Source organism: Flavobacterium sp. LS1P28 (assembly GCF_003970335.1).
GTDB lineage: Bacteria > Bacteroidota > Bacteroidia > Flavobacteriales > Flavobacteriaceae > Flavobacterium.
In genome coordinates this window covers 1-25,701 of sequence record NZ_RYDI01000025.1, presented here as the reverse complement: position 1 = coordinate 25,701, position 25,701 = coordinate 1, and the positions used below count along the sequence as shown (strand labels likewise).

Annotated in this window: 20 protein-coding genes and 1 pseudogene; 5 read left to right on the top strand and 16 right to left on the bottom strand. The window is 36.2% G+C overall.

Going from position 1 to position 25,701, the window contains the following annotated elements:
- Positions 1–55: 55 nt before the first annotated feature.
- The 5 genes from EKL97_RS14410 to porU all read right to left on the bottom strand — a co-directional run bounded on the left by EKL97_RS14410 (position 56) and on the right by porU (position 8,497).
- Entirely contained in the window at positions 56–1,729 is a 1,674-nt protein-coding gene (locus EKL97_RS14410) for a pyruvate dehydrogenase complex dihydrolipoamide acetyltransferase (RefSeq protein ID WP_126569168.1), read from the bottom strand.
- 7 nt (positions 1,730–1,736) lie between these two features.
- Positions 1,737–2,735, bottom strand: coding sequence for a pyruvate dehydrogenase (acetyl-transferring) E1 component subunit alpha (gene pdhA / locus EKL97_RS14405; protein ID WP_126554627.1), 999 nt, complete (start codon positions 2,733–2,735; stop codon positions 1,737–1,739).
- Between the two features lie 156 nt (positions 2,736–2,891).
- Positions 2,892–3,374, bottom strand: coding sequence for a cytidine deaminase (gene cdd / locus EKL97_RS14400; RefSeq protein ID WP_126461638.1), 483 nt, complete (start codon positions 3,372–3,374; stop codon positions 2,892–2,894).
- Positions 3,375–3,459: 85 nt separating this feature from the next.
- Positions 3,460–4,632, bottom strand: a complete 1,173-nt coding sequence (gene porV, locus EKL97_RS14395) for a type IX secretion system outer membrane channel protein PorV (RefSeq protein WP_126569167.1) — start codon at positions 4,630–4,632, stop codon at positions 3,460–3,462.
- Between the two features lie 37 nt (positions 4,633–4,669).
- Positions 4,670–8,497, bottom strand: a complete 3,828-nt coding sequence (porU, locus tag EKL97_RS14390) for a type IX secretion system sortase PorU (protein WP_126569166.1) — start codon at positions 8,495–8,497, stop codon at positions 4,670–4,672.
- Between the two features lie 208 nt (positions 8,498–8,705).
- Here porU and gldJ point away from each other — a divergent pair, with 208 nt between their 5' ends.
- Both gldJ and EKL97_RS14380 read left to right on the top strand, forming a co-directional pair.
- Positions 8,706–10,394 carry a gliding motility lipoprotein GldJ gene (gene gldJ / locus EKL97_RS14385; protein ID WP_126461647.1) on the top strand — a complete coding sequence of 563 codons (1,689 nt, stop codon included), beginning with the start codon at positions 8,706–8,708 and terminating at the stop codon, positions 10,392–10,394.
- A gap of 63 nt (positions 10,395–10,457) precedes the next feature.
- Positions 10,458–11,762 (top strand): UDP-N-acetylmuramoyl-tripeptide--D-alanyl-D-alanine ligase, encoded by a 1,305-nt coding sequence (locus EKL97_RS14380; RefSeq protein WP_126569165.1) that lies wholly within the window; start codon positions 10,458–10,460, stop codon positions 11,760–11,762.
- An 11-nt stretch (positions 11,763–11,773) separates the two neighbouring features.
- Here the strand turns inward: EKL97_RS14380 and EKL97_RS14375 are convergent.
- Positions 11,774–12,037 (bottom strand): annotated as a pseudogene (locus EKL97_RS14375) (glycoside hydrolase family 3 N-terminal domain-containing protein); the annotation flags it as partial.
- A gap of 51 nt (positions 12,038–12,088) precedes the next feature.
- Positions 12,089–12,298 carry a hypothetical protein gene (locus tag EKL97_RS14370; protein ID WP_126569164.1) on the bottom strand — a complete coding sequence of 70 codons (210 nt, stop codon included), beginning with the start codon at positions 12,296–12,298 and terminating at the stop codon, positions 12,089–12,091.
- Positions 12,299–12,615: 317 nt separating this feature from the next.
- On the opposite strand from EKL97_RS14370, the gene EKL97_RS14365 reads away from it, so the two are divergent.
- Positions 12,616–13,371: an NUDIX hydrolase gene (locus EKL97_RS14365; RefSeq protein WP_126569163.1), complete on the top strand. Its 756-nt coding sequence runs from the start codon at positions 12,616–12,618 to the stop codon at positions 13,369–13,371.
- 28 nt (positions 13,372–13,399) lie between these two features.
- Here EKL97_RS14365 and EKL97_RS14360 read toward each other — a convergent pair whose 3' ends face one another.
- From EKL97_RS14360 to fabD, 3 genes are all read right to left on the bottom strand, one after another.
- A complete protein-coding gene (locus tag EKL97_RS14360) occupies positions 13,400–13,576 on the bottom strand; it encodes a chromate resistance protein ChrB domain-containing protein (protein WP_126461656.1) in 177 nt (58 codons plus the stop codon).
- A gap of 516 nt (positions 13,577–14,092) precedes the next feature.
- On the bottom strand, positions 14,093–14,344 hold the full coding sequence (locus tag EKL97_RS14355; RefSeq protein ID WP_197037213.1) for a hypothetical protein: 252 nt from the start codon (positions 14,342–14,344) through the stop codon (positions 14,093–14,095).
- Positions 14,345–14,461: 117 nt separating this feature from the next.
- Positions 14,462–15,337 (bottom strand): ACP S-malonyltransferase, encoded by an 876-nt coding sequence (gene fabD, locus EKL97_RS14350; protein WP_126456372.1) that lies wholly within the window; start codon positions 15,335–15,337, stop codon positions 14,462–14,464.
- A gap of 174 nt (positions 15,338–15,511) precedes the next feature.
- On the opposite strand from fabD, the gene EKL97_RS14345 reads away from it, so the two are divergent.
- The gene (locus EKL97_RS14345; protein ID WP_126569162.1) at positions 15,512–17,155 is read left to right on the top strand and encodes a hypothetical protein; all 1,644 of its coding nucleotides are present in this window, start codon (positions 15,512–15,514) and stop codon (positions 17,153–17,155) included.
- Between the two features lie 38 nt (positions 17,156–17,193).
- On the opposite strand, the gene EKL97_RS14340 is transcribed toward EKL97_RS14345, so the two are convergent.
- The 5 genes from EKL97_RS14340 to EKL97_RS14320 all read right to left on the bottom strand — a co-directional run bounded on the left by EKL97_RS14340 (position 17,194) and on the right by EKL97_RS14320 (position 21,870).
- On the bottom strand, positions 17,194–17,517 hold the full coding sequence (locus EKL97_RS14340; RefSeq protein WP_126569161.1) for a DUF6370 family protein: 324 nt from the start codon (positions 17,515–17,517) through the stop codon (positions 17,194–17,196).
- A gap of 143 nt (positions 17,518–17,660) precedes the next feature.
- The gene (locus tag EKL97_RS15930) at positions 17,661–17,813 is read right to left on the bottom strand and encodes a hypothetical protein (RefSeq protein ID WP_231507376.1); all 153 of its coding nucleotides are present in this window, start codon (positions 17,811–17,813) and stop codon (positions 17,661–17,663) included.
- Positions 17,814–18,078: 265 nt separating this feature from the next.
- Complete coding sequence (purT, locus tag EKL97_RS14330) at positions 18,079–19,239, bottom strand: formate-dependent phosphoribosylglycinamide formyltransferase (RefSeq protein WP_126569160.1); 1,161 nt, start codon at positions 19,237–19,239, stop codon at positions 18,079–18,081.
- A gap of 234 nt (positions 19,240–19,473) precedes the next feature.
- Positions 19,474–20,676: a pyridoxal phosphate-dependent aminotransferase gene (locus EKL97_RS14325; protein ID WP_126562842.1), complete on the bottom strand. Its 1,203-nt coding sequence runs from the start codon at positions 20,674–20,676 to the stop codon at positions 19,474–19,476.
- 99 nt (positions 20,677–20,775) lie between these two features.
- Positions 20,776–21,870 (bottom strand): fatty acid desaturase family protein, encoded by a 1,095-nt coding sequence (locus EKL97_RS14320; protein WP_126461676.1) that lies wholly within the window; start codon positions 21,868–21,870, stop codon positions 20,776–20,778.
- A 106-nt stretch (positions 21,871–21,976) separates the two neighbouring features.
- Between EKL97_RS14320 and rsmG the strand changes: the two genes are divergently transcribed.
- Positions 21,977–22,606, top strand: coding sequence for a 16S rRNA (guanine(527)-N(7))-methyltransferase RsmG (rsmG, locus tag EKL97_RS14315; protein ID WP_126569159.1), 630 nt, complete (start codon positions 21,977–21,979; stop codon positions 22,604–22,606).
- A 71-nt stretch (positions 22,607–22,677) separates the two neighbouring features.
- Here the strand turns inward: rsmG and EKL97_RS14310 are convergent.
- The coding region (locus tag EKL97_RS14310) for a PAS domain S-box protein (RefSeq protein WP_126569158.1) at positions 22,678–25,701 on the bottom strand (3,024 nt) is incomplete at its 5' end.

Genomic DNA, 25,701 nt, shown 5'->3' with positions numbered 1-25,701 from the left:
AAATCCCGTCAAGTTTTTGAAACAAGACGGGATTTGTATTTTAAAAACGGAGTTATTACGCAAGCATCGTTACTGGGTTTTCTATAAATTGTTTCAATGTTTGTAAAAATTGAGCTCCAGTTGCGCCATCAATTGTTCTGTGGTCGCAAGCTAAAGATAACATCATTGTGTTTCCTACCACAATCTGACCATTTTTCACTACTGGTTTTTCTACAATAGCTCCTACGGATAGAATAGCAGAATTGGGTTGGTTAATGATTGAGTTGAACTCAGTAATACCAAACATTCCAAGATTAGAAACGGTAAAAGTACTTCCTTCCATTTCTGTAGGTAATAATTTTTTGTTTTTAGCTCTTCCTGCAAGATCTCTTACGCTTCCGCCAATTTGAGATAAACTCATAGCATCTGTAAAACGCAATACAGGAACTACTAATCCGTCTTCAACCGCTACAGCAACTCCTATATTCACGTGATGGTTTATAAGAATTGAATCTTCTCTCCATTGTGAATTCACTTTTGGGTGTTTTTTTAAAGCCATTGCACACGCTTTTATCACCATATCGTTAAACGATACTTTTGTGTCCGGAACACTGTTAATGATTACTCTTGATTGCATTGCTTCATCCATTGCTACCTCTATCACTAAGTTGTAATGTGGCGCGGTGAATAAAGATTCTGCTAAACGTTTCGCAATGATTTTTCGCATTTGCGAATTTTTGATTTCTTCTGTAAAAATTTCTCCTGCCGGAACAAATACTTTAGGCGCAGCTGCAGTTTCTGTTTTGGCTGGTGCAGCCGCTACATTTGTCTGCGCTGGAGCGGCAGTTTGTGGCGTGAAGTTTTCAATATCGCTTTTTACAATACGTCCGTTTTCACCAGAACCTTTTACTTGTGTCAATTGAATTCCTTTATCACTTGCAATTTTCTTTGCTAATGGGGATGCTAAAATTCGTTGCCCGTCAGTTGATGCTTCTTGAGCAAGTGGTTCTTGAGTCACTGGCTCTGAAGTTTTTTCTGTCGAAGCGACTTCTTTTTCTATCTCTTTTTCAGCTACGGGTGCTGCTTGTGGTGCTCCGCCAGTTTTATGATTTTCTGCAATTCCGGAAATATCCGTTCCTGCTGGTCCAATGATTGCTAAAAGGCTGTCTACTGGTGCTGAATTTCCTTCTTCAATTCCAATATACAATAAAGATCCTTCGTTGAAGGATTCGAATTCCATTGTTGCTTTGTCTGTCTCGATTTCAGCAAGAATGTCTCCTTCGGCAACTGTATCGCCTACTTTTTTTAACCAAGTAGCAACAGTTCCTTCGGTCATGGTGTCACTTAAACGTGGCATAGTAATAACTATAACTCCCTCTGGTAAAGCAGTGGTAGTAGGTTTTGTTTCTTCTTTTATAGTATCGGGAGTTGCTTCTGTAGTAGCTTTTGCTTCTTCTTTAACTGGAGCCACATCAGCTGTTTTTCCAGCGATTAAGTCAGAAACATCTTCGCCTTCATCTCCAATAATTGCTAACAAAGAATCTACAGCTGCGGTTTCTCCTTCCGGAATACCTATATATAAAAGAGTTCCTTCATTGAAGGATTCGAATTCCATTGTTGCTTTGTCTGTTTCAATTTCGGCAAGGATATCGCCTTCGCTGATTTTGTCCCCTACTTTTTTTAGCCAAGTCGCTACCGTTCCTTCCGTCATCGTATCGCTCAAACGAGGCATTGTAATTATTGTTGCCATAATTGATTTATAGTTTATGAGGTAAAAATGGATAGTTCTCTTGTTCGTATACTACATCGTAAAGTTGTTGAATAGGTGGGTATTCAGATTCTTCAGCAAATTTCACACATTCTTCAACTAAACTTTTCACTCTCTTATCGATTGCTCCAATTTCTTCATCGGTAGCATATTCTTTTTCTTTAATTATATCTAAAACCTGTGTAATTGGATCGATTTTTTTGTACTCTTCAACTTCTTCTTTCGAACGATACAATTGCGCGTCTGACATTGAGTGTCCTCTGTAACGGTACGTTTTCATTTCAAGAAAAGTAGGTCCGTCACCACGACGTGCTCTGTCAATTGCTTCTGTCATAGCTTCAGCAACTTTTACAGGATTCATTCCATCTACTGGTCCGCAAGGCATTTCATATCCTAGACCTAGTTTCCAGATATCAGTATGATTCGCTGTTCTTTCTACAGATGTTCCCATGGCATATCCATTGTTTTCAACAATAAATACGACAGGAAGTTTCCATAACATTGCCATGTTGAAGGCTTCGTGTAAGGATCCTTGACGTGCGGCGCCATCACCAAAATAGGTCATAGTAACACCCCCAGTTTCAAAATACTTGTCTGCAAAAGCCAATCCTGCACCTACAGGTATTTGTCCGCCCACAATTCCGTGTCCACCATAAAAACGGTGTTCTTTTGAAAAAATATGCATAGAACCACCCATTCCTTTTGAAGTTCCGGTAACTTTTCCTAAAAGTTCCGCCATCACACGTCTGGGATCAACTCCCATTCCTATTGGCTGAACGTGATTTCTGTACGCGGTAATCATTTTGTCTTTTGTCAAGTCCATGGCGTGCAATGCACCGGCTAGTACTGCTTCTTGACCGTTGTATAAATGTAGAAAACCTCTAACTTTTTGTTGGATGTATAATGCGGCAAGTTTGTCCTCAAACTTTCGCCAAAGCAGCATGTCTTCATACCACTTTAAATATACTTCTTTTGTAACTTCTTTCATCTGAATTTTTCTTTTGCTAAAGTGTTATTGTATTATCAATGTGTACCTATAACGCAAAATAGTTTCCTCCCACAAATTTGCGCCCCGAAGGGTCGGGATGCAAAAATAAGACATTCCAACTTAGAACTAAAATTTAATAGGTAGTTTTTGGATTTTTTACAAGTATTTTTTGTCAAACATAAAAGGGAGCAGGTTTTTTAGGGATTCGGATTTGTAAATTGTACCAATCTCTCCCATGAAATAGATTTCAATAGGGGTCTCTTGCCGAATTTCATATTCGGCTATGGATTGTCTGCAAGAACCACAAGGCGGTATTGGGGTCGAAGTCGTATTAGTATCTGAAGCAGCTGTGATAGCCATTTTCAAAATTTTAGCCTCTGGATAGACTGCGCCTGCATGAAAAATAGCCACCCGCTCCGCACAAAGCCCGGATGGATAAGCCGCATTTTCTTGGTTTGAACCTAAAACGATCTTGCCGTTATCTAAAAGAAGGGCTGCGCCAACTCTGAATTTTGAATACGGGGCATACGCTTTTTTTCTAATTTCAACAGCTTGTCCCATTAAATTCTGAATGTCATTTGGCAAATCTTCAATGGCATCAAATGCTTTGAATTGTGTAGTAATTATTATTTCTTTCATACTAATTTGAGGAAAAAAAATCCAAACTTCATTCCGAAGCGTTCGGGCTGAAATTTGGATTATTATTGGTAAATTTTATTTATGTTTAATATTCTTCGTATTTATCTCCAAAATTGAAGGTAAGTGAAAAACGAAGGGTGTTTTCTAAAGGGTTTTTTACTTTTGATGCCGAGAATAAATACGAAACATCTACTTTGACAACATTGTATTTAAAACCTGCTCCAAGGGATAAAAATTGTCTAGCCCCTTTCAACGGACTTTCATGAAAATATCCCAGGCGCATGGCAAAGGAATCTTGGTACAAATATTCAGCACCTACCGCATAAGTTACTTCTTTTACCTCTTCTCCAAATCCATCAGGCGCATCACCAAATGATTTAAAAACACCAGATGCCCAGCCTATTGAACGGTAATTGTCATTGTTTTGATTGCGTTCTTCGGGAGCCACTGTGCCATCTCCATTCAAATCTGGATTTTGAGGAGTTGGAACTAATAATTTATTAAATTCAACATTTAAAGCAACCTTATTATAATCGTCTAATATAAAATCAAAACCAGTTCCTATTTTTAGATTTGCAGGAATGAAATTATTATTGAAATCATCGTTGTCGTAACTAATTTTTGGTCCTAAATTCTGAATATTAAATCCCGCTCTCCATCTCCCGTTGAATTCATTGTACGCCAGTTCTTCGGATTGGTAAAAACCGGCTACATCAACAGCAAATGAACTGGCAGATGTGGCGTCGTTATTTTCGGAAGCAATTTTTAAATTAGAATTTATAAATCGTCCTGCAATCGCCATCGAGAATTTCTCGCTTAGTTTTAAGGAGTAGGAGCCGTCAATAGCAAATTCATTAGGCGATACGGTTGGAAAGGTTTCTGTAGGTTCGCCAGTTCTGCGTAATTCAATATCGCCCCATCCAAAATAACGAATGCTTCCTGCAAAAGCACTTCGGTCATTCAGTTTTTGATAATAGGTCAGTTGTGCTAATGCGATATCATTTACCAGATCAGTAAGGTATGGCGTGTAACTTATTGAAAACCCTTGCGCATCTGTGGTAAATGCATATTTTGCCGGATTCCATTGCTGAGAAAAAGCATCGGCTGATGTGGCAACCCCTATATCTCCCATACCTGCAGCTCTTGCATCGGCAGCGACTAATAAAAATGGAACTCCAGGGTTTATGACCCTATTATCCTGAGCTTTTGCAAAGGAAACCATAAATAAAAGGGTAAAAATCAGTATTGTTTTTTTCATTATTTCAGAAGGTTTGTTAAACAAATATAGTATTTAATTAAAGGATTACAAGTTTCTCATATTTTTCGGATTTCTTGTTGGTTTGGCTTGATTTTACAGTGAGTTTATAGATATAGACGCCCTTTCCTATTCGGTCTCCAAAATCATCTTTGCCGTCCCAAGTGATTTCTTTGGATAAAAAACCGTCTGTCGTGACGATTTGATTCCTTGTCCAAACTATTTTCCCTGTTATTGTCATTACTTGAACCTGAACGTCTAATGGTTCAAATGGTCTGTTGTGCGTAAACCAAAACTCCGTATAGCTGACAAATGGATTGGGGTAATTTAGCACATGTGTCAATGTTATGGCATCATCACCCACTACAATAAACTGAATTTCTGTGGTTACGGGATTGTTGTACACATCCCAAGCTTTGAATGCGATTGTATGCAACCCGGGAGCTAAATTGCGCAACGGAAACCGAAGCGTTCCACTGGTGAAATCATCCAGTTTTGTTTGATAATAGTCATTTAATACAAAGGGATTGCTTACATCTCCATCTAAAATGGCAACAATATCATGGCCTATTCCGCTGGCTGTATTTATGCCGTTTTCATCTTCGAGTAACGCAACAAGAAACGGGGATTCATTTGTTATTCCGCCAGAAACAAAAGTCTCGTCATTCATGTATAACTTCACTGTTGGGCTAATATTGTCTGTTGCGGCATTTTCGTTTATTCCGCCTATTTTTATGGTAGCATCATATCCGGTTTCGTTTTGTAATACTTGATTTTTTTTGGCATAAAAGCTAATTCTTCCGTTTGCCAAAGGGATTCTGATGTCTCGGGGTACAACAAAGCTAAATTCAAATTCACCGTTTGTAACCGATGCATTTCCCCGGAATATGGTTTCTCCTAAAACATTAAAATTCATGACTGGACTATTTCCGTCATTATTATAGGTTGCTCTTGAAATGGTTTTGTCAAAAATAGTAGTGGAAACTTCACCATTATAGTTGGTCAAAGGATTGTTGTTCTCATCCGTAACTTCGCCGGTCAACTTGATTTTAGAGAGTGATTTGAAGTCCTCAATACTTTGGGTAACGGCTATGTCATTCACTTTTGTTAATCTAATTTTTGGTCTGGGGACAGCGAGCATTAATGCAGGGTCGCCAATGTAAAAGACGACATTGGTCGCTGAATTGGGATTGCTGTTTTTCGAAATTCTCAGTGCTTCTGCAATAGATAAATATTGGTTTGAGCCGTATGATAATAAATTTTTAGTAAAAACATCATTAAAGTTTTCGGCACTAAACTGACCAATGGAACGAATCGTTGTAATCATGGCTATTGCCCCGCCTTTTGGGTTCCAGTACGTATATTCCCCAGATGTAGGTCTAAAGGGATTGTCAAAGCGGGAAAATTCACAGGTAATAGTGATGAATAATGGGTATCTGAATTGATTGCTTAAATTTTGTCCGTCTGATTTTTCCCAAATCCGCTCGCTTGATAAACCGTCTTCGCCACCATGACCTAAATAATTAAATACTAAAGCGCCTTTTTCGAAAGCATTAAAGAAATCGGCTCGTGCTTTAGGGTATCTGGATCCTCCTGCAGCGGCTTCCTGAATGTAGGAATCCAAGAGGATTTTATTGACATTCAAAAAAGGTTTTTCGGTAGCAATGGTATTTGCAAGCGTATTTTGTCTTTTTTGCAAAGTGGCATCGGAAGCAATATCGGAATCATCAGAAACGAGTACAAAGTTATTCCTCCAGCTTCCGTAGGATTTTAGGTCGTGATATTCAATCACTTTATTCACCATTTCATCCGCCTGTTTGGAGTCGTTCACCAGCATTCGGCCTACTGCAATATCGATTCCCCCAAAATAGGAAATAACATTTCCTTCTGAAGGATCCATTAGTCCAAAAAAATCATCAGAGGCAAAAGAGGATTCTCCCGATGTATTGCTATTTAAAGAGTGATAAATAGGGACAACATTGGTATTGTTGATGATTCTGTTTTTGAAATCGTAGGAAGCATCGCCAAAAAGGTTAATGAATTGTATTCTTTTTTGTGGTGTTGAAGCATTTTTATAGATGTATTTAATGCAGTTTCTTATAGCAGCGACATCCTGTTTGCCCGAAGAAAATTCTTGATATATCGATTCTAAAGGGATTACTTTTACATTCAAATTAGAATAATTGCGGTGAAAACCGGCTAGTTTTTCAGCTTGAGAAACTAAAAATGAAGGCGAAATAATTACATAATCGATATCTTGAAATTGACCCAGACTATTTTTGAATAAGGTTCCTTTTAGGTTTTGATTCTGGACCGTTGATCTGCTTTCTTTTAAAGGAGTATAATAATCCAAGGCCTCTACTGCAATGTACTTTCTGAGTTCTCCCAAACCTGCTTTGAAATTGACTGTATTTTGATCTACATTTTCGATTTTAGTTGTGTTGTAGCTATCCGTAACATCCCATATTTGAGAGATTCCCGCTGCATTTGAAATAAGATAATTGACAATTCCGGTCTTTGCGCCGGATTGATCGTATTGAAAATGAAACTGTTTTCCGTATCCTTGAAGTTTTCTCTTGGCAATTAGCCTAATATTATCCAGAAAGCCTTTAGAGCCCGGAACGCCATTGTTGTTGTATTTGAGCTTTATTTTGACCGTTTCGGCCCCATTGAATGAGGCGTTAAGGGGTAAAAATCCCAAAACAAATTCCGTTTCTGAATTTTTATTCAGCGCAGGAAACGAGATGTTTCCAACTGAAATTCCGTTTGCAGTCACAGTAAATGAAGTAGGTGTAAAGGCGGCTGAGGCTGCTGTCAGCATGATTTTAACGGGTGATGTGGCGTCAAAATTAGGAAAGGTAAAGTCAAATTCCTGTTCGTTTTTAACCTCAAATGATTCACCAAGCCATTGACGGCCCAATCGGGCAATGTTTGCCAGATCTACTTCATGGTGTTGGTGATCATCAAAGGAGGTTAAAGTCAACGTGCTGTTTCCGGCAGGTTGACTTAAAGGAGCCATTCTTTTCCCGTCAGCACCTTGCGTTGTAATGTAGTAATACGATTTTGTGTCATATAAGTTAAGGTGTGTTTTGCTTTCCTCATTCCAAGTATCAACGCCTTCACCATAAAAAAGAATGTAATCTTCATTGTTGAAAATGCCGTCCCCCTCGCCATTTATTTGAATTGCATTTTCGATCAAGTCATTTGGATAGTAAATGTTGTTGGACAGTGGTGCCATTCGTCCACCATTGCCGTATATTTTTATTTTTCGGGGGTCAGCGGTAACATCAAGTCCGAGTTGTTGCAGAAAGCTTTTAGAGATTTTATACACGCCCGATTTTTCAATATAAAATCGAAACCAAGTACCGCTCGATAAAACCGAATTAGAAATGCCATTAAACGTTTTTTCGGAGGGTGAAATTCTAGAAGCGTTACGCTCTATTTCATACGAAAAGGATTTGATTCGTTTGAATCCGAAATTATCTTTAATTATTGGTGTAAGCTCAATAAAGGCATTCTTTAGCTCTCTGGAATTACGTATTTGCAAAGACGAACTTACTGTTTTAGGAAGGTTTGCAATATCTAAATCTCCGAGTTCAGCAGCAGTAATCGATTCGTAAATTATATTTGTAACTTGAATTTTCCCTTCGTCAAAAGAGACTGGTTCATTTATTTTTAAAGTAAAAAGGAGCGTTTTGGCAGTAGCATTATAATGGAAACTATTTCCTAAAAAAAAAGGGATCGTAACTTTGAAATCACCATAGGACATTTCTTTTTTTTCTAACCAATCGATGGTTGCATCGCCTTTGATTTGGGCAAAAGAAATGAACGGAAATAGGACTAAATAAGCCAAAATAATTTTTCTCATTATTTTTTTAACGGGATTAATAGACAGTTATTATTAATCAGTAAAAATAAATCATTTCATGTTATAGTAAATAATAAATATTATAAATTTGCGTTCGTATATATAATTTGTTGTTAAAATTGGTTTTTTGAAAATAGTAAGAAAGATCGATGTTGATTAATTGATAATTATTATATTGCGCCACTAAAATTATTACCCACTAAAGAGTATGAAAGCAAACAGAATTATGAGCTTACGATTGTTAATATCAATCCTGTTTATTATTGGTTTTTCCAGTTGCAGTAAAAAATCTAGCTCAAAGAATACTTCAAGAGCAACTGGTTGGAATATGGACAGTAAAAAGGCAGGTTCAAATAATAAGAAACAAGTAGCAGGTCCGGGATTGGTTTTTGTTGAAGGAGGTACATTTACCATGGGTAAAGTGCAGGATGATGTTATGCATGACTGGAATAACACCCCAACACAACAACATGTTCAATCTTTTTATATGGATGAAACGGAGGTAACGAATTCAATGTATTTGGATTATTTAGACTGGTTGAAAAATGTGTACCCACCAACGGAAGAAAATTATAAAAATATATATGAAGGTGCCTCGCCAGACACTTTAGTTTGGAGAAATCGATTGGGCTATAATGAAACAATGACCAATAATTACTTAAGACACCCTTCTTATGCAGAATATCCTGTAGTAGGTGTAAATTGGATTCAAGCAGTCGAATTTAGCAATTGGAGAACCCAACGTGTAAATGAAGCGCTTCTGGAAAAAAACGGATACCTTAAAAAGAATGCAAAAACACTAGATGTGACTGCAGACAGCAATTTTGATACTGAAACCTATTTAAATTCACCGACCTTGGCTTATGGAGGAAATGAAGATATTGTGTTAAAAGGAAGAAAAGGAGCCAGAAAAACTCCTAAAGCTGGAAAAAACGGGACGGTTGTAGAACCAAAGAATGTTTATGCGCAGCGTTCTTCCGGAATTCTTCTTCCGGAATACAGGCTTCCTACAGAGGCGGAATGGGAATATGCAGCTGCAGCCGATGTGGGACAAAGAGAATATAACATATACAAAGGGCAAAAAAAATATCCTTGGTCAGGCGGGTACACGCGTTCCGGCAAAAGACAAAGCAAAGGGGATCAATTGGCTAATTTTAAGCAAGGAAATGGTGATTACGGCGGAATTGCAGGTTGGTCTGATGATGGGGCTGATATTACAAATGAAGTAAAAAAATATCCTGCAAATGATTTTGGATTGTACGATATGGCCGGAAACGTAGCTGAGTGGGTTCAAGATGTTTACCGACCTATTATCGATAATGAAGCAAATGACTTTAATTATTTCAGAGGGAATCAATACACTAAAAATAAAATTGGTGAAGATGGCAAAGTAGAAATTGTCACTAAAGACAATATGAAATTTGACACTTTAAGCAACGGAAGAATCATTGCCAGAAACTTTCCAGGTCAAATCGCTCAGGTACCCGTTGACGAACAAGAGACTTATCTGAGACAAAATTTTAATAAAAGTGATAATATTAACTACAGAGATGGAGATAAACAATCTACTAGATATTATAATTTTGGAGATTCAGAATCAGATGACGAGAAAACGAAAGAAGAAAAAAACATGTATAACTCCCCAATACACAATGTGACTACGGACAGTTTAGGGAACATGGTTAGGAAATATGATAAATCAAGCAAAAGAACAACTTTGATAAATGACAATGTCAGAGTTTACAAAGGAGGATCCTGGAGGGATAGAGCCTATTGGTTAGATCCGGCTCAAAGAAGGTATTTTCCTCAGGACATGGCCACAGATTACATTGGCTTTAGATGTGCGATGTCTAGAGTAGGAGCAAAAGCAGATAAAAAAAGATCAGCCAGAAATTAATTTTTATATAAATACAAACAAAAGCCCTTTGATTAGGGCTTTTGTTTTTTTAAATCGTTTCAAATGGATATTAATTACATTCATAGTTTGTTTTTGCAATGCAACTCAGTTTCAATTGACACCCGCAAGATTGAGCCAAACTCCTTATTTGTTGCCATAAAAGGAGAGCGTTTTGATGCTAACACTTTTGCAAAAGAAGCATTAGAAAAAGCAGCTGCGTATGTTATAATTGATGATGAATCTTATTTTATTGATCAAAGGACTATCTTAGTTGAAGATAGTCTGGTCGCGCTGCAGGAATTAGCAAAATTCCATCGTGAATATTTAAAATTACCTATAATAGCACTTACCGGGAGCAATGGAAAAACAACCACTAAGGAACTTATTCAGGTTGTACTTTCGAAAAAATTTAAAACCAAAGCAACCGTTGGCAATTTAAACAACCATATTGGGGTTCCATTGACATTGCTTTCTTTTACTTCAGAAACTGAAATAGGAATAGTTGAAATGGGAGCAAATCACAAAAAAGAAATCGAATTTCTATGTGAATTAGCAACACCGGATTATGGGTATATCACTAATTTTGGCAAAGCCCATTTAGAAGGTTTTGGTGGTGTAGAGGGCGTTATTGAAGGCAAAAGCGAAATGTATCAATACCTTTCAAAAAAAGACAAGCTTGCTTTTGTTAATTTGGAAGATACAATTCAAGTTGAAAAATCAAAAAGGTTACACTCATTTACTTTTGGTATAAATAAAACAAATGCGGATGTTAATATTACTTCGATTAAGGCAAATCCTTTTGTAGAAATATGTTATTTCGGATTGGAAATAAAATCCCACCTAATTGGGTTGTATAATGCCAATAACATCAATGCAGCGCTCACTATTGGTAAGTATTTTAGTATCGATGATATCGCAATAAAAGAAGCTTTAGAAAGCTATGTACCTGAAAACAACAGATCACAGTTGTTGACAAAAGGAACTAATCAAGTAATTCTAGATGCCTATAATGCAAATCCGAGCAGTATGGCTGTAGCTATTGAGAATTTTCTACAGTTAGAGGATTTAAATAAGGTTATGATTTTGGGCGATATGTTTGAGTTGGGACAGGAAAGTCAGCAAGAACATAAAGCAATAGTTGACCTTCTTTTGAACGAAGATAAAGTGAAATGTTATTTTATAGGTGCAGCATTTTATACCAATAAAATGGGAAAAAGCAACTTTTGGTTCTATAGTACATTTGAGGAATTTTCTAATGATTTACCAATGATAACATTCAACAATAGTACTATTTTGATAAAAGGATCGAGAGGAATGGCATTGGAACGAACGTTAGATTTTTTGGAATTAAAAAATATTTTTTTTTAATAAAAATGCCATCATATTAAAGTTATGATGGCATTTTTCATGGAAGTTCCCACGCCTTGACTTTGAAGACCATTGATAAAACTAACAGCAACTTCTCCGGCTAAAACTGGATATTCAGAAAAATATTCGAAGTTTCTTCCGAGAAGAGGCGATCGCTTCATATTTACTCCGGGGTCTAATACTATTTGAAGATCGTTAGTCTGAGATTCGATTTCTAGGGTTTCACCCATTTTTTGTACCAATGCTGGATTCCAGGACGAAGCAAGTGCCGATGCAGTCGGAAAAGAATGGAAGGAACACTATTAGTAAAGTCGAAACCTTCTGCTTTATGCAAACCAAGCGGTCCATCCGTCATAAAAATAGTAGGAATATCCAGTATTGAACAGCTTTTGTGGACTAATCGGTTTCGCCGGAACATAAAAAAGCTTTTCTTCTAAACTCATTTTAGCTACTAGTTTTTTTGCCTTAGCGCGATAATCTACATCTTGAGCATGCGATTGGGAGATTGATATCAGTCCAAAAAGTAATAAAAACATTTTTTTTCGTCTTTTACTGGGTTGTTTTTGAATTATTGGGTTCGTTAATTAAATTTATTATTTTGAAGCATTGTGCATATTTATTTGATTCGTAATGCATTTTGTATAATTTTTTGATTAATACTTTTTTTAAGCTATTTTTAGTACAGATGTGTTTTTACACAATCGATTTGTACTATTATTGCAGTGTTTTTTCTTTTCAATAGAAAAACACTGCATTGAGAGTTTTGAAAAAGTGATGTTCTTTAATTTTCTTATAAAAATGAGCTAAATTGCAACACTAATAAATTATACTTTAATTATCAGAAAATAAGTACATGTTAAAAAATATTTTAGACAATAAGGAAAACTATCAGCCCGGTTTATCAATAGATTGTGTGATTTTTGGATTTCATGACAATCAGCTAAAAGTGTTATTGATAAAAACAAAGTACAGTGATAAATGGGCTTTGCCCGGTGGTTTTGTGCCTATAAATGAGGATATTGATCAGGCTGCTGTCACTGTTTTGAATGGTAGAACGGGACTAAGGGGGATTTTTCTAAGACAATTTTCAACTTTTGGAGCAGCCAGAAGGTGCAATGTTGATGTCAGTAATACTGTTTTAGATTTTTACGGAATACCTTTAGCGGAAGGCAAATGGTTTGCCAGTCGTTTTGTAACCGTTGGGTATTATGCCTTGGTTGATTTTTTAAAAACGATTCCGCAACCCGAGGGTAACAATGAAACGGTGGAATGGATTGACCATAATGCGGTGCCGGAATTAGTTTTAGATCACAAGGAAATTTTAGAGAAAGCATTAGAAACACTCCGCATGGAATTGAATTTAATGCCGGTAGGCTATAATTTATTACCCGAAAAATTCACGATTCCTGAGTTGCAGAAATTATATGAAACCATCTTAGGCAGAAAACTCGACCGTAGAAATTTTTTACGTAAGATAATGGCAATTGGGATATTAAATAAGCTGGACGAGAAGAAAAGTAATGTAGCCCACAAAGCCCCTAATTTATACCGTTTTGATAAAGAAAAATACGAAGAGGTTGTTAAAAACGGGTTGACGCAGGGGTGGTAAATTAAAGAAAAGGCATAAAAAAACTTCATTAGAAATAATGAAGTTTTTTGTGGGCGATTAGGAACTGTTTTCTAACCATTTTATGCAGGATTTGAAGAAATAACAATTTATAAATTATTTCAGCGTTTTTGTCTATAAAAGTTTTGATCAACCAAGGACTGGCTATTCTATCAATTTTAGGGCGTTCTCTAGTAATCCATTTCATTTGAAATAATATAAAGGAAATTTTGCTCCTTAAATAGTAAGCTAATCTACATTTATTTATCTAGGTTTCAAAAAAACACTTACGAATCAATTGTTCAAGAGCTAAGATTAGAGATTGATTATTTCGACAATGGATCTTTATACAAAAAAAGATAAAACAAATAAATATCAGTCTCTTTAATATGACTTTAGGATATTCGAATCAATAATCTTAATAAATTTAGGGGTTATCAATTGTATAACCAAACTAACCTCTAAAATTAAATGACTTGGTTATTTGAATTTTGTGCGCGATAGAGGATTTGAACTCCCGATAACTTCAGGTAGAATCGTAATGTTATGAACCATTTGAGCTTATTTTTATTTGAAATTAATTCTTGAATTTTAACCCGGTTTTCCAAGATTTAACGTTGTACCTCTTTATTAATTTACAGTACGCAACTAGATGAGGGCTTGTATACTCAATTTAGAAACAAGGCTGTCTGGGAATTACTTTCTGGGCAGCCTTGTTTTTGAATTATTCTTTTCCGGATTCCTTCAGTTTTTCAGCAGCCTGATTTATCTTGTCAGCTCCTTTTTTAAGAATTTCTCCTGCTTTTATTCTGGTAGAATCAGCGGCAGCATCAACTTTTACCGCTGCAGTATCGATAGCTCCTTCCATTTCATTACTAATGGCCTCTCTAGCTTCTTTCACTTCCTCTTTTGTTTCTTCTTTACAAGAAGTCATTAAAGTGGCAACAAATACTAATCCTAAAAGTGCTTTTTTCATTATATTTTCATTTTAAAAAATTGATAATTTAGTACATTCATCGTATAAAGATAAACAAAATCGTTACAAACATAAGTTTGGGGAAATTTCGTTTATTGGACACCAATTACCACTATTTTATACATTAGCGGTAACAGCGTCTCTGTCAATTTTCCCGATCAATCCTGCTAATACTTTTCCAGGGCCTACCTCAGTAAATGAGGTTGCTCCGTCTTGGATCATTTGCTGTACTGATTGTGTCCACTTTACGGGAGCTGTCAATTGAATGATTAGGTTTTTCTTAATTTCTGCGGGGTCTGATACTGCACTGGCTGTTGTATTTTGATATACCGGACAAATAGGAGTTGAGAACGTTGTTGCTTCAATAGCTGCGGCCAGTTCTTCACGAGCCGGTTCCATCATTGGAGAGTGAAAAGCACCTCCAACAGGCAACAATAATGCACGTTTTGCACCAGCGCCTTTCATCGCTTCACACGCTTTTTCCACTGCTGATGTTTCTCCTGAAATCACTAATTGTCCTGGGCAGTTGTAATTTGCAGGGACTACAATTCCGTCAATCGAAGCACAAACTTCTTCTACAATGTTGTCAGCCAATCCTAAAACGGCCGCCATAGTCGATGGTTTTATTTCGCAGGCTTTTTGCATAGCTAAAGCTCTTTGAGAAACCAGTTTCAAGCCGTCTTCAAAAGATAAAGTACCATTAGCTACTAAAGCTGAAAACTCACCCAATGAATGTCCCGCTACCATTTCTGGTTTGAAATCCTCTCCTAATGTTTTTGCTAAAATCACCGAATGCAGGAAAACGGCTGGTTGTGTCACTTTGGTTTCTTTCAATTCCTCGGCTGTTCCTTCAAACATGATGTCTGTGATGCGGAAACCTAAAATTGCATTGGCTTTTTCGAATAATTCTTTTGCGAGAGCAGAATTTTCATACAAGTCTTTACCCATTCCTGTGAATTGCGCGCCTTGACCTGGAAATACGTATGCTTTCATGTTTTTATTTTAAAGATTGAAAAAAATTAAAGACTGAAAAATGAATTCCAATCAGAATGCAAAAATACTGTTTTTTGCGGTATTGTAAATAGGGTTATTGTTTTCTTTAAAATTGACACTTTTATTAGTGTAACATTTAGGAGTATTAAAGACTAATATTTAAAACTTAGTTTTATGAAAAAGATTTTATCAATAGCTTTCTTACTCCTTTTTGGTTTTTTATTGTTTTATGGCAACCTTCCGGTAATCAATTATGGATTTACTGGTTTTGCTTTTATTTTATTACTGTTGTTAGTAATAGGGATCTTATTTTCTGTTGGTTTGACTATTTCTCAGCAAACAAAGCAAGTCAAGATTGTTTCCAAACCTAACAAGATTTTGTTTGTTTTGGTAGGATTGCTTTTAGCGTATTGTGTTGCGCTTCCTTTTATAACCAGCCTAAAAATGTTCCGAAGCGATTCGTATCAAAAATTAATAGGCGAGGTTAAAAACGGCCAAAAAATAACCAATCACATTGCTCCAATTTCTATTGATAAAATCCGTGTGGTCGATGAGGAACTAGCCCATCTTTTGGGAGAGAAAATTCTAGGTTCTCAACCCGCTTTGGGAAGTCAGGTAGAATTGGGGGATTTTTGTATCCAAAAGGTGAACAATAACTTGTACTGGGTTGCTCCATTATTACATTCTGGTTTTTTGAAATGGTTTAACAACCAAGAGGGAACTGCGGGATATGTTATGGTTTCTGCAACCAATGAACGTGATGTGAAATTAGTTCAGAGTGTAGGAGGGAAGAACATTAAGATTAAATACCAGCAAGGCGCTTACTTCCAAAGTGACATTCACAGACACGTTTATTTTAATGGAAATGCTACTGTTGGTCTGGCTGATTTTAGTTTTGAAATTGATGATGCTGGAAATCCGTTTTGGATTGTCACTAAATATGTGAAAAAAATTGGTTTTTTAGGAAAAGAAGCTACGGGAGTTATTGTGGTTGATGCACAATCTGGAGTTATAAATGAATATTCAATTGCTAAAACGCCAAAATGGGTGGATCGAATTCAGCCTTTGGATTTTATAGAAAATCAGTTGAATGATTGGGGTGAATATGTTCACGGCTATTGGAATTTTTCTAATCAGGATAAACTGCAAATTACAGAAGGAATGACATTGGTATATGGAAAAGACAATAAATCCTATTGGTACACCGGATTAACTTCGGTCGGGAAAGAAGAATCTGCTGTAGGTTTTGTATTGGTAGATACCAGAACCAAAGAAACTACTTTTTACAAACAAAGTGGCGCGACGGAATATGCGGCTCAAAGTTCGGCACAAGGGAAAGTTCAGGAAAAAGGATATAAAGCATCTTTGCCTATCCCTTATAATATCAATAACATTCCTACGTATGTGATGACGCTTAAGGATAACGGTGGATTGGTGAAAATGTTTGCGATGGTTGCCATTTCGGATTATACAATTGTTGGCGTAGGCAATACGATGCGAGAAACCTTGACTTCGTTTAAAAACGTCTATAATATGGCGGATAATAAAATAAATCCTAATAGTTTGTCCAATAAAAAATCGCTGAAATCAATTGTAACCCGAATCCAGAATGATGTGAAAAACGGGAATAGCTTTTATTATTTTAAGGTGAAAGATTACCCTAATATTTTTGTGGGTTCGTCACAAATATCCAATCAATTGCCAGTAACAATTGTGGGTGACAGTGTGAAAATTTCTTTTGATGTAGACATGGAAGAAGTTATTGATGTTTCAAGTTTTGAGAATATCAATTTGGAAGCGAGTATGAAATCGAAGTAATAAAAAAAGGGCTAAAGAATTTTCTTTTAGCCCTTTTTTTATTTTTTTGGCAGTAATTTAAAAGAAGTTACTTTGAACCGATTATCTACAATTTTACCAACAATTTCGGCTTTTCGTATTGTTGTACAAAAACCGTCATTGGCGTGTGCATCTCCGTGCGAATCGATTGAACTACCGTCAACAAAATAAGATTTCCCATCCACACGAACGGATAATTCACAACCGTGTCCTTCCATTCCAAACTGGCATTGACCACAAGCAGCCTCAACAATTTGTGGTTTTGGTTCTTCTTTTTTATCTTTATCCTGAGCACTTGCTAATGTTACAACGAACAAAAGGGTTAAGTATAATAACTTTTTCATAATTGATTATTTTTTGCTTTAGCTAAGATACTCGTTTTTTACATCGAATAATTTTTAAACATGTAAATTCATATTAATCTGGAAAGAGGAATGTTAATAGAAGCCATTTCAATAATGACAACTGCAATAATTGGAATGATTCGTCAATCAAAACTTTCGGCAAAAAAGAATTGAGCAAGGCCAAATGTGGCAATACCTTGTGCTACCGTCAGACCATAATTAACATACATTGCACCATGAAAATAACCCGGTTCTTTCTCGAATTTATTGTGACCATGGAGACAATATTCATTCATTTTTGGAAACCCTATGTGTAAGCAAATATTTTTTTTCTTTGAAAACTTTCCCTTGAAGGCAGTGTGGGTAATCATTATTCAGGATGTCTACGATAGAATTAGACATCGGTATTTTTTTATCAAAGGTATTTAAAGGTTCCAGAAGAACTTTCGAATGGTTAGGTGATAATTCATAAGATGATAAAAAGGAACGCTGATAACACTGATTTAGCGAATTTTTTTTCATCTTGTTTTCGGTATAATATTGGAAGTTTATTAAATGTAATTACGAATGCACGGTAATCAACCTTGCTGCATTTTTTGCTTTTTCTACCACTTCTTCAATTGGAGTTTCTACGGTATCACTTACTAAAGCCACTGCCATTCTGCGGTAGGGTCTTGAAGTTGGTTTACCAAATATTCTGAAATCCGTTTTAGGTAAAGCCGCAATTTTTTCGATACCGGAGTACGTTGGGTTTGTAGAGTTATCCGAAGCTAAAATGACTGCACTGGCTCCCGCTTTTTCTAATGTGATTTCAAAAATAGGCAAACTTAAAATAGCGCGTAAATGCAATTCAAATTCATTGAAGTTTTGTGTTCCAGCTAATGTTACCATTCCTGTATCATGCGGACGAGGCGATAATTCTGAGAAATAAACGCCATCATCAGTCAAGAAAAATTCGACTCCAAAAAGTCCTGCGCCGCCCAAAGCTTCGGTTACTTTTTCGGCCATGTCTTGCGCTTCGTACAAATCCTTGTCGGAAATTCTGGCGGGTTGCCAGCTTTCCTGATAATCGCCACGTTCTTGTCTATGGCCAATTGGCGCACAAAAAAGTGTCGGATTATTGTTTTGTACCACCGTTAATAAAGTAATCTCCGAATTGAATTTGACAAATGCTTCTACAATCACTTCTACGACATCGCCACGGGAACCTTCCACGGCATACTTCCATGCTTTTTCAATATCGGCTTCGGTTTTTATGGTGGATTGTCCTTTTCCGGACGAAGACATTAATGGTTTGACGACACACGGCATTCCAACGGCTTCAACGCCTTTTTGTAATTCCTCGGCAGTAGTGGCGTAGCGGTAGTTTGCGGTTTTTAATCCTAATTCTTTAGATGCTAAATCTCGAATCGCTTTACGGTTCATCGTGAAGTTTGCCGCTTTCGCAGAAGGAACTACGGTAATTCCTTGGTTTTCATAGTCATAAAAACGCTCGGTTCTGATAGCTTCTATTTCTGGAACAATAAAATCAGGTTTATGTTTGGCGACGATGCGGTCTAGGGCTTCTCCGTCGAGCATATTGATGACTTCAAAATCATGGGCAACTTGCATGGCGGGTGCATTTTCGTAACTGTCCACCGCAATTACGATTTGCCCTATGCGTTGTGCAGCGATTGTAAATTCTTTTCCTAATTCGCCTGAGCCGAGAAGTAGTATTTTCATGTTTTTATTGTGTTAGGTATAGCTAGGGACATCTCGCGAGCTGTTCTTACTGCATGAGGGATAGTAGTGGAAATCCTTTGTATTCCCGCAGCGATAGCGAAGGTAATAAAAAAGATTGCAACGGATAGCCCGACCCGCCTTTTCTGCGGGGCATGCCCCAAAAAAAATAGTTTAAAATTTAAAGCGTTAAAACTTTAAACCTTAAACTATTTTAAACTTGAAACAAATTTTATATTATGCAGGAACCTCAGTAAGAGCTACAGCTTCTTTGATTCGGCGTAAGGCTTCAATTAGCAATTCTTCGCTTGTTGCGTAAGAAAAACGGATACAGTTTGGGTTTCCAAAAGCGTCACCAGTTACGGTTGCTACATTGGCTTCGCCCAAAAGATACATAGAGAAATCATTGGCGTCTTTGATAAACGTTCCTTTTAATGTTTTTCCGAAAAAAGAAGAAACGTCTGGGAATACATAAAAAGCACCTTCGGGAACGTTGATTTTTACTCCTGGAATGTCTTTTAATAATCCAACGACTAAATCTCTACGGCTATGGAAAGCGTCCACCATGTGTTTTAGAACACTTGGATCAGCATCTACTGCGGTAATAGTAGCACGTTGTGCAATACTATTCGCACCGCTTGTTACTTGACCTTGAATTTTTGTACACGCTTTTGCAATGAATTCTGGTGCGCCAATATATCCAATTCTCCAACCTGTCATGGCGAAAGCTTTGGCTACTCCATTTACGGTAATTGTTCGTTCTAACATTCCCGGGATGGATGCGATGCTGCAAAAAGTTCCGGAGAAATTAATGTGCTCGTAAATTTCGTCAGCAACAACATATACATGTGGGTGTTTTTCCAACACTTTGGCAAGAGCCGTTAATTCGTCTCTGTTGTACACCGATCCGCTTGGGTTACAAGGGGAACTAAACCACATCATTTTTGTTTTTGGTGTAATTGCTGCTTCTAATTGTTCTGGTGTGATTTTGAAATCCGTATCTACAGAAGTGGGTACTTCTACAGGAACTCCGCCTGATAATTTTACGATTTCGAAATACGAAACCCAGTAAGGAGCCGGTAAAATTACTTCGTCACCGTCGTTTAGCATTACTTGAGCAATGTTGTATAATGATTGTTTTGCTCCGGTTGACACTACAATTTGAGAGGGTTTGTACTCTAAATTATTGTCTCTTTTGAATTTTCTGCAAATGGCTTCTTTTAATTCAGCATATCCTTCTACTGGAGAGTAGGTGCTATAATTTTCGTCAATCGCTTTTTTTGCCGCTTCTTTGATGAAGTCTGGCGTATTGAAATCTGGTTCGCCTAAGCTTAAACTGATAATGTCTCTTCCTTGTGCTTTTAATTCTCTGGCCAAAGCTGCCATTGCTAATGTTTGAGATGTAGATAAATTGTTTATTCTATCGGATAATGGATTCATTGTAATAGGTTGTAGTTAGTTTATTAGTAGATATACACTGTAAAGATGCAATGTAGAGATGCACTGCAGAGCATCTCTAGATGTTGTGATTTTGAATGATTATGTAAGTTCTGGTTTCATTCCCAATTCTTTCAAATGCTTAAAATGAGCAATAACAGCACTTCGCATCGTTTTGTATTCGTAATACGGCAAGTTGCATTCTTGGGCGGTTTGCTTTACGATACTCGCAATTTTCCCATAATGCACGTGACTGATATTTGGGAAAATATGGTGCTCTATTTGGTGGTTTAATCCACCGGTGTACCAGTTGACAATGGCATTTTTTGGTGCAAAATTGGTGGTGGTAAACAATTGGTGAATCGCCCAAGTGTTATCCATTTCTCCTAATTCATTAGGAGAAGGATTGGTCGTTTCTTCGACAACGTGTGCTAATTGGAATACAACACTTAATATGAGTCCTGCGGTATAATGCATGAGGAAGAATCCAATAAGAACTTTCCACCATGTGATTCCAATAACGATTGGTAACACGATCCAAATAGAAACGTAAATTATTTTAGTGATAATTAAAGTGGTCCAAAGTATTTTTGGGCTTTTTGCTTCTCCGTAAGATAATTTTCGCTTTAAATAGCTTTTCATCTGCTTGAAATCAGTTGTAATAGCCCAGTTGAACGTTAATAATCCATATAAAAATACCGAATAATATTGCTGAAAACGGTGAAAATTATACCATGTTGCTTCTTTTGTAAAACGAATCACACGTCCGGCATCTAAATCCTCATCGTGACCTGGAATGTTTGTGTACGTATGGTGCAAAACATTATGTTGAACTTGCCAGTTGTAGACATTTCCTGCCAGAACATAAATAGTTCCTCCCATAAATTTATTGACCCAGTGTTTATTGGAATAGGAGCCATGATTTCCATCATGCATGACATTCATTCCCACTCCAGCCATTCCAATTCCCATAACAATTGTTAATAGAAGATGTGCCCAAAAAGGCATACCTAATGTCAGAATTAAAAAATAAGGCGCCAGGAAAACCGTAATCAAAATGATAGTTTTTAAATAAAGTTTCCAGTTTCCAGTCTTTTGGATGTTGTTTTCTTTAAAGTAAGTATTTACCCGTGAGTTAAGTGTTCTGAAAAATTTCAGGCTATCTTGTTTTGCAAATGTTGGTAGCGTATCTGTCATAAAAAAATCAATAAAGGTCAAAGGTAATTATTATAAATTTTTGGATATACAAAATTGAGATAAATATTTTAACTCTAAAGTATTACTTTTGTTAAAAAATTAAAAGATGAATGAGATTCTGAAGCATTTTCCTAATTTAACGGATATTCAAAAAGAACAGTTTGAAAAATTGGATTTTTTATACCATGATTGGAACGAAAAAATAAATGTTATTTCCAGAAAAGATATTGATGCCTTATACACCAAACATATCTTGCATTCGTTGGGGATTGCCAAAATCATACAATTTGAACCGGGAACGTATGTCCTTGATGTGGGAACAGGAGGTGGATTCCCTGGAATTCCATTGGCGATTCTTTTTCCGGAAACGCGTTTTTATTTGATAGATATTATTGCAAAAAAAATAAAAGTGGTTCAGGCTGTTGCCGAGGGATTGGAATTAAAAAATGTTAAAGCTGAGCAAATGCGAGCAGAGAATGTAAAAGGAGATTTTGATTTTATTGTGAGTCGTGCCGTGACCAATATGCCGGATTTTGTTTCTTGGGTGAAAACCAAAATCAAAAAGAACAACAAACACGAATTGAAAAACGGAATTCTGTACTTAAAAGGAGGCGATTTAACTGAAGAATTAAAGGGTTTCCCTAAAGCGACTGAATACAATTTAGCTGATTTTTTTGAAGATGAATTCTTTGAAACAAAGAAAGTAGTCCACGTGCCGTTGAAGTTTGTGGTTTAGAAACATAGAATAATTTTGTCTCAAACGGCTTTTTTTCAGGAAATAGGAATCTCTGCTGGTTGAGATTCCTTCTAATTGTGTACTGGAAATTCAAGGGTTACCTTAGTTCCTTTTCCTAATTTACTTTCAAGTTGAATTGTTCCTGAGTTTTTTTCTGTAAATGTTTTTACGATATAGAGGCCTAATCCAGTTCCTTGGATTCCATCGGTATTACTGGCCCTAAAAAAAGTATTGAATAATTTTGGTTGATCTTCGGCTGGAATTCCAATACCTAAATCAATAATCTCTAAACAAATAGTTTTTTCGATGACACATAAATTTAGCTCAATATCACCAAAGCCTTCTGAATATTTAAAGGCATTGTTTAATAAGTTGAAAATAGTATATTCCATCAGTTTTTGATCTGCCATAACTCGAAAATTATCGCCTTTGATGGAGGTTTGAACTTTTCTTCCAATTAATTGATCGGGATAACTTATTTCGATCACATCCAGGCAAATTTGTTTTAAATCAAATTCGGTAGGATCGAAATTCGTTTTTCCGGAGTCCTCTTTTGAGATCGTTAGCACGGCATTCATCAATTGAACAATGCGATCAATTTCTTCAATAATACAATCAATTCTTTTTTGCAAACGGGGAGCATTTTCTATTTTTTCATGTTCTAAGTAAAGACTTATTAGTTCAGCACTAGTTCTGATGGTTGTCATAGGCGTTCTGAACTCATGTGAAATTGTGGATACTAAATTCGTGCGAAGATCATTTAAATCGCGTTCTTTCAGTAATGCTTTTTCAATTTTTTCTTCGGCTTCTTTTTGGGTGGTAATTTCTCTGTTTGAGGAATGAAAGCTAATTGTAACACCATTTTCTTTAACTAAATTGGCCTTAATTTCAAACCAAATATAATCGCCGCTTATGTTTCTAAACCGGATCTGAATTGCTATGTCTTCCATTTCTGTTAGAAAGCCTATGATGTGACTTTGAAGTTCCTCAATATCGTCAGGATGGGCATAATCTACAGGAAATTTCCCTATTAAAGATTGTGGGGTGTATCCTAATAGTTTTTCAATAGAAGGAGAAACGTATTTGAAAGAGGTGTCTGTATTATGCAAGCAAACTAAATCAACGGTGTTATCAGCTAAAAGACGGTATAAATTTTTAGCTTTGTTGAGCTGAATGGTTTTGATCCTGTTATTTTCTTCGGATAATATTTTGTTTTGTTTTTCAATCCTTTTCCGATCTGTTATATTGATCATCTGGAAAATATGACGCTTCGTTTTGTTTCGACTGCTTTTAATTATTGAAGCAGATATATACATCCAAATGACAGATTTATTTTTATGAATAAATCTTTTTTCTAAATTGAAATTAGAGATTTTTCCGGAATTTAATTGCTCTTTCAAAATAAAATCATTTTTTAAATCTTTTGGATAAGTTATTTCTTGAGAGGTTAAGGACGCAAATTCCTTTTTAGAATAGCCTAATATTTCACAAAGTTTTTCATTGACTTCTACAAAATTATCATCAATGTCTATTAACGCCATTCCTGCTGCCGAATATTCAAAAGCATCTTTAAACTGTTCTTGGCTTTGTTGTAATTCATCTTTGAGTATCTTCTCCTTAGTGATCTCTTGCATTGCACCAATCATCCGTATGGCTTTACCTTCATTGTTTCGAATGATTATGGCCTTGTCATTTACGAATCCATAGGAAGTATCTGTTTTTTTATAACGATACTCATGGGACCATACATTATTTTGACTTTTAACAGCCACATCTAGACTTTCAAAAACAGCTTTTTTCTCATCCGGATGTAAAAAATTATTAAGCAAACTAGCTGCTAGTACATTTTTCTTAAATGTATAACCAAAAAGCGTTTTAAACCCATCTCCGACATAAATTTTGTCAGTGGTCAAATCCCAATCCCAAATGGCATCAAAAGTAGCCTTGCTAAAATAAGAAAAGCGCTCGTTACTTTCTTTTAAAGCATCTTCTGCTTTTTTCTGTGCCGATATGTCAATAAAGGAACATATTACGAAAAGTAATTCATTGTGTTTTCCAAGTACGGGTACGGCATCAACCAACAACCATACTAAATTTTTAAGTGTGGGATTATAGACTCCCATAATGACATTGTTTATTGGCTTTAGTGTCTGGATTGCTTGAGGGACTGCATGATCCTCCACTTTAAATAAAGTACCGTCAAGATGAATTGTCTTCCAGTGCTCGTCGTAGGATGTTTTTCCAAGTAATTGGTCTTCTGTGAGTCCTAGCATTTCGCAGGCTGCTTTGTTGTTTTCTAATATTTCTGAGTCAGGGCCTTGGACTATAATTCCCACAGCTATATTGTAGATTATACTTTTAGTAAGCTGTCTGCTTTTAATAATTTCTTGCTGGGTTTTTTTACTTTCAGTGATATCTACACCAAATCCTATCATCATTTCTAGGGTTTCATCTTCATGAAAAACAGGAGTTAGTTTTCGGGTATGATAGGTTTTTGTGCCATCAAGATGTTCTATAGTATCCTCCCACTCAATTGTATTCCTGGATTCTATGGCTTCTAGAAAATGGATGCGTCTTGTTTTTGCAAAGGCATCATCTCTGCCAGTATGTTTTGCATATTCAAAATCGTTTTTTCCTATAATGAATTTTCGTAGCTCCTCTTTTTTTATAGCGGCTGGATTTAAATACGTGTAGGTATGACTGCTGTCAAAAACGGCGACATCCGTTGGGAGCCTGTCCAATATTTTTTCATAAAATTCTTTTTGTAATACTAGCTTTTGTTGAATTTCAATATACTCCGTAATGTCTCTACAGTTTCCTATAAAAATTGGCAGACCATTTTTTTGAGATAATTTTAAACGTGTGGAATGCCAAACATAATAACCTTCCTGATGAAGAATTCTATAGGTAAATTCACCTTCATTTTTTCCGGTTTCAATTGCTTCACTTAAATAAGTTTTGCAATTTTCTAAATAGTCAGGATGTAAAAAAAAAGTATTGCTTTTGTCTAAAATATCTTTATTGAGGTGTTCCGATAAATACTTATGATTTTTATGTATATTTAAAGTATGGAAAAATTTACAGGAGAAAGTATT

Bases quoted from the DNA above. Each gene is read 5' to 3' on its own strand.
- EKL97_RS14410 (WP_126569168.1), bottom strand. From the start codon at position 1,729: ATGGCAACAATAATTACAATGCCTCGTTTGAGCGATACGATGACGGAA.
- pdhA (WP_126554627.1), bottom strand. From the start codon at position 2,735: ATGAAAGAAGTTACAAAAGAAGTATATTTAAAGTGGTATGAAGACATG.
- cdd (WP_126461638.1), bottom strand. From the start codon at position 3,374: ATGAAAGAAATAATAATTACTACACAATTCAAAGCATTTGATGCCATT.
- porV (WP_126569167.1), bottom strand. From the start codon at position 4,632: ATGAAAAAAACAATACTGATTTTTACCCTTTTATTTATGGTTTCCTTT.
- porU (WP_126569166.1), bottom strand. From the start codon at position 8,497: ATGAGAAAAATTATTTTGGCTTATTTAGTCCTATTTCCGTTCATTTCT.
- gldJ (WP_126461647.1), top strand. From the start codon at position 8,706: ATGAAAGCAAACAGAATTATGAGCTTACGATTGTTAATATCAATCCTG.
- EKL97_RS14380 (WP_126569165.1), top strand. From the start codon at position 10,458: ATGGATATTAATTACATTCATAGTTTGTTTTTGCAATGCAACTCAGTT.
- EKL97_RS14370 (WP_126569164.1), bottom strand. From the start codon at position 12,298: ATGTTTTTATTACTTTTTGGACTGATATCAATCTCCCAATCGCATGCT.
- EKL97_RS14365 (WP_126569163.1), top strand. From the start codon at position 12,616: ATGTTAAAAAATATTTTAGACAATAAGGAAAACTATCAGCCCGGTTTA.
- EKL97_RS14360 (WP_126461656.1), bottom strand. From the start codon at position 13,576: ATGAAATGGATTACTAGAGAACGCCCTAAAATTGATAGAATAGCCAGT.
- EKL97_RS14355 (WP_197037213.1), bottom strand. From the start codon at position 14,344: ATGAAAAAAGCACTTTTAGGATTAGTATTTGTTGCCACTTTAATGACT.
- fabD (WP_126456372.1), bottom strand. From the start codon at position 15,337: ATGAAAGCATACGTATTTCCAGGTCAAGGCGCGCAATTCACAGGAATG.
- EKL97_RS14345 (WP_126569162.1), top strand. From the start codon at position 15,512: ATGAAAAAGATTTTATCAATAGCTTTCTTACTCCTTTTTGGTTTTTTA.
- EKL97_RS14340 (WP_126569161.1), bottom strand. From the start codon at position 17,517: ATGAAAAAGTTATTATACTTAACCCTTTTGTTCGTTGTAACATTAGCA.
- EKL97_RS15930 (WP_231507376.1), bottom strand. From the start codon at position 17,813: ATGAATGAATATTGTCTCCATGGTCACAATAAATTCGAGAAAGAACCG.
- purT (WP_126569160.1), bottom strand. From the start codon at position 19,239: ATGAAAATACTACTTCTCGGCTCAGGCGAATTAGGAAAAGAATTTACA.
- EKL97_RS14325 (WP_126562842.1), bottom strand. From the start codon at position 20,676: ATGAATCCATTATCCGATAGAATAAACAATTTATCTACATCTCAAACA.
- EKL97_RS14320 (WP_126461676.1), bottom strand. From the start codon at position 21,870: ATGACAGATACGCTACCAACATTTGCAAAACAAGATAGCCTGAAATTT.
- rsmG (WP_126569159.1), top strand. From the start codon at position 21,977: ATGAATGAGATTCTGAAGCATTTTCCTAATTTAACGGATATTCAAAAA.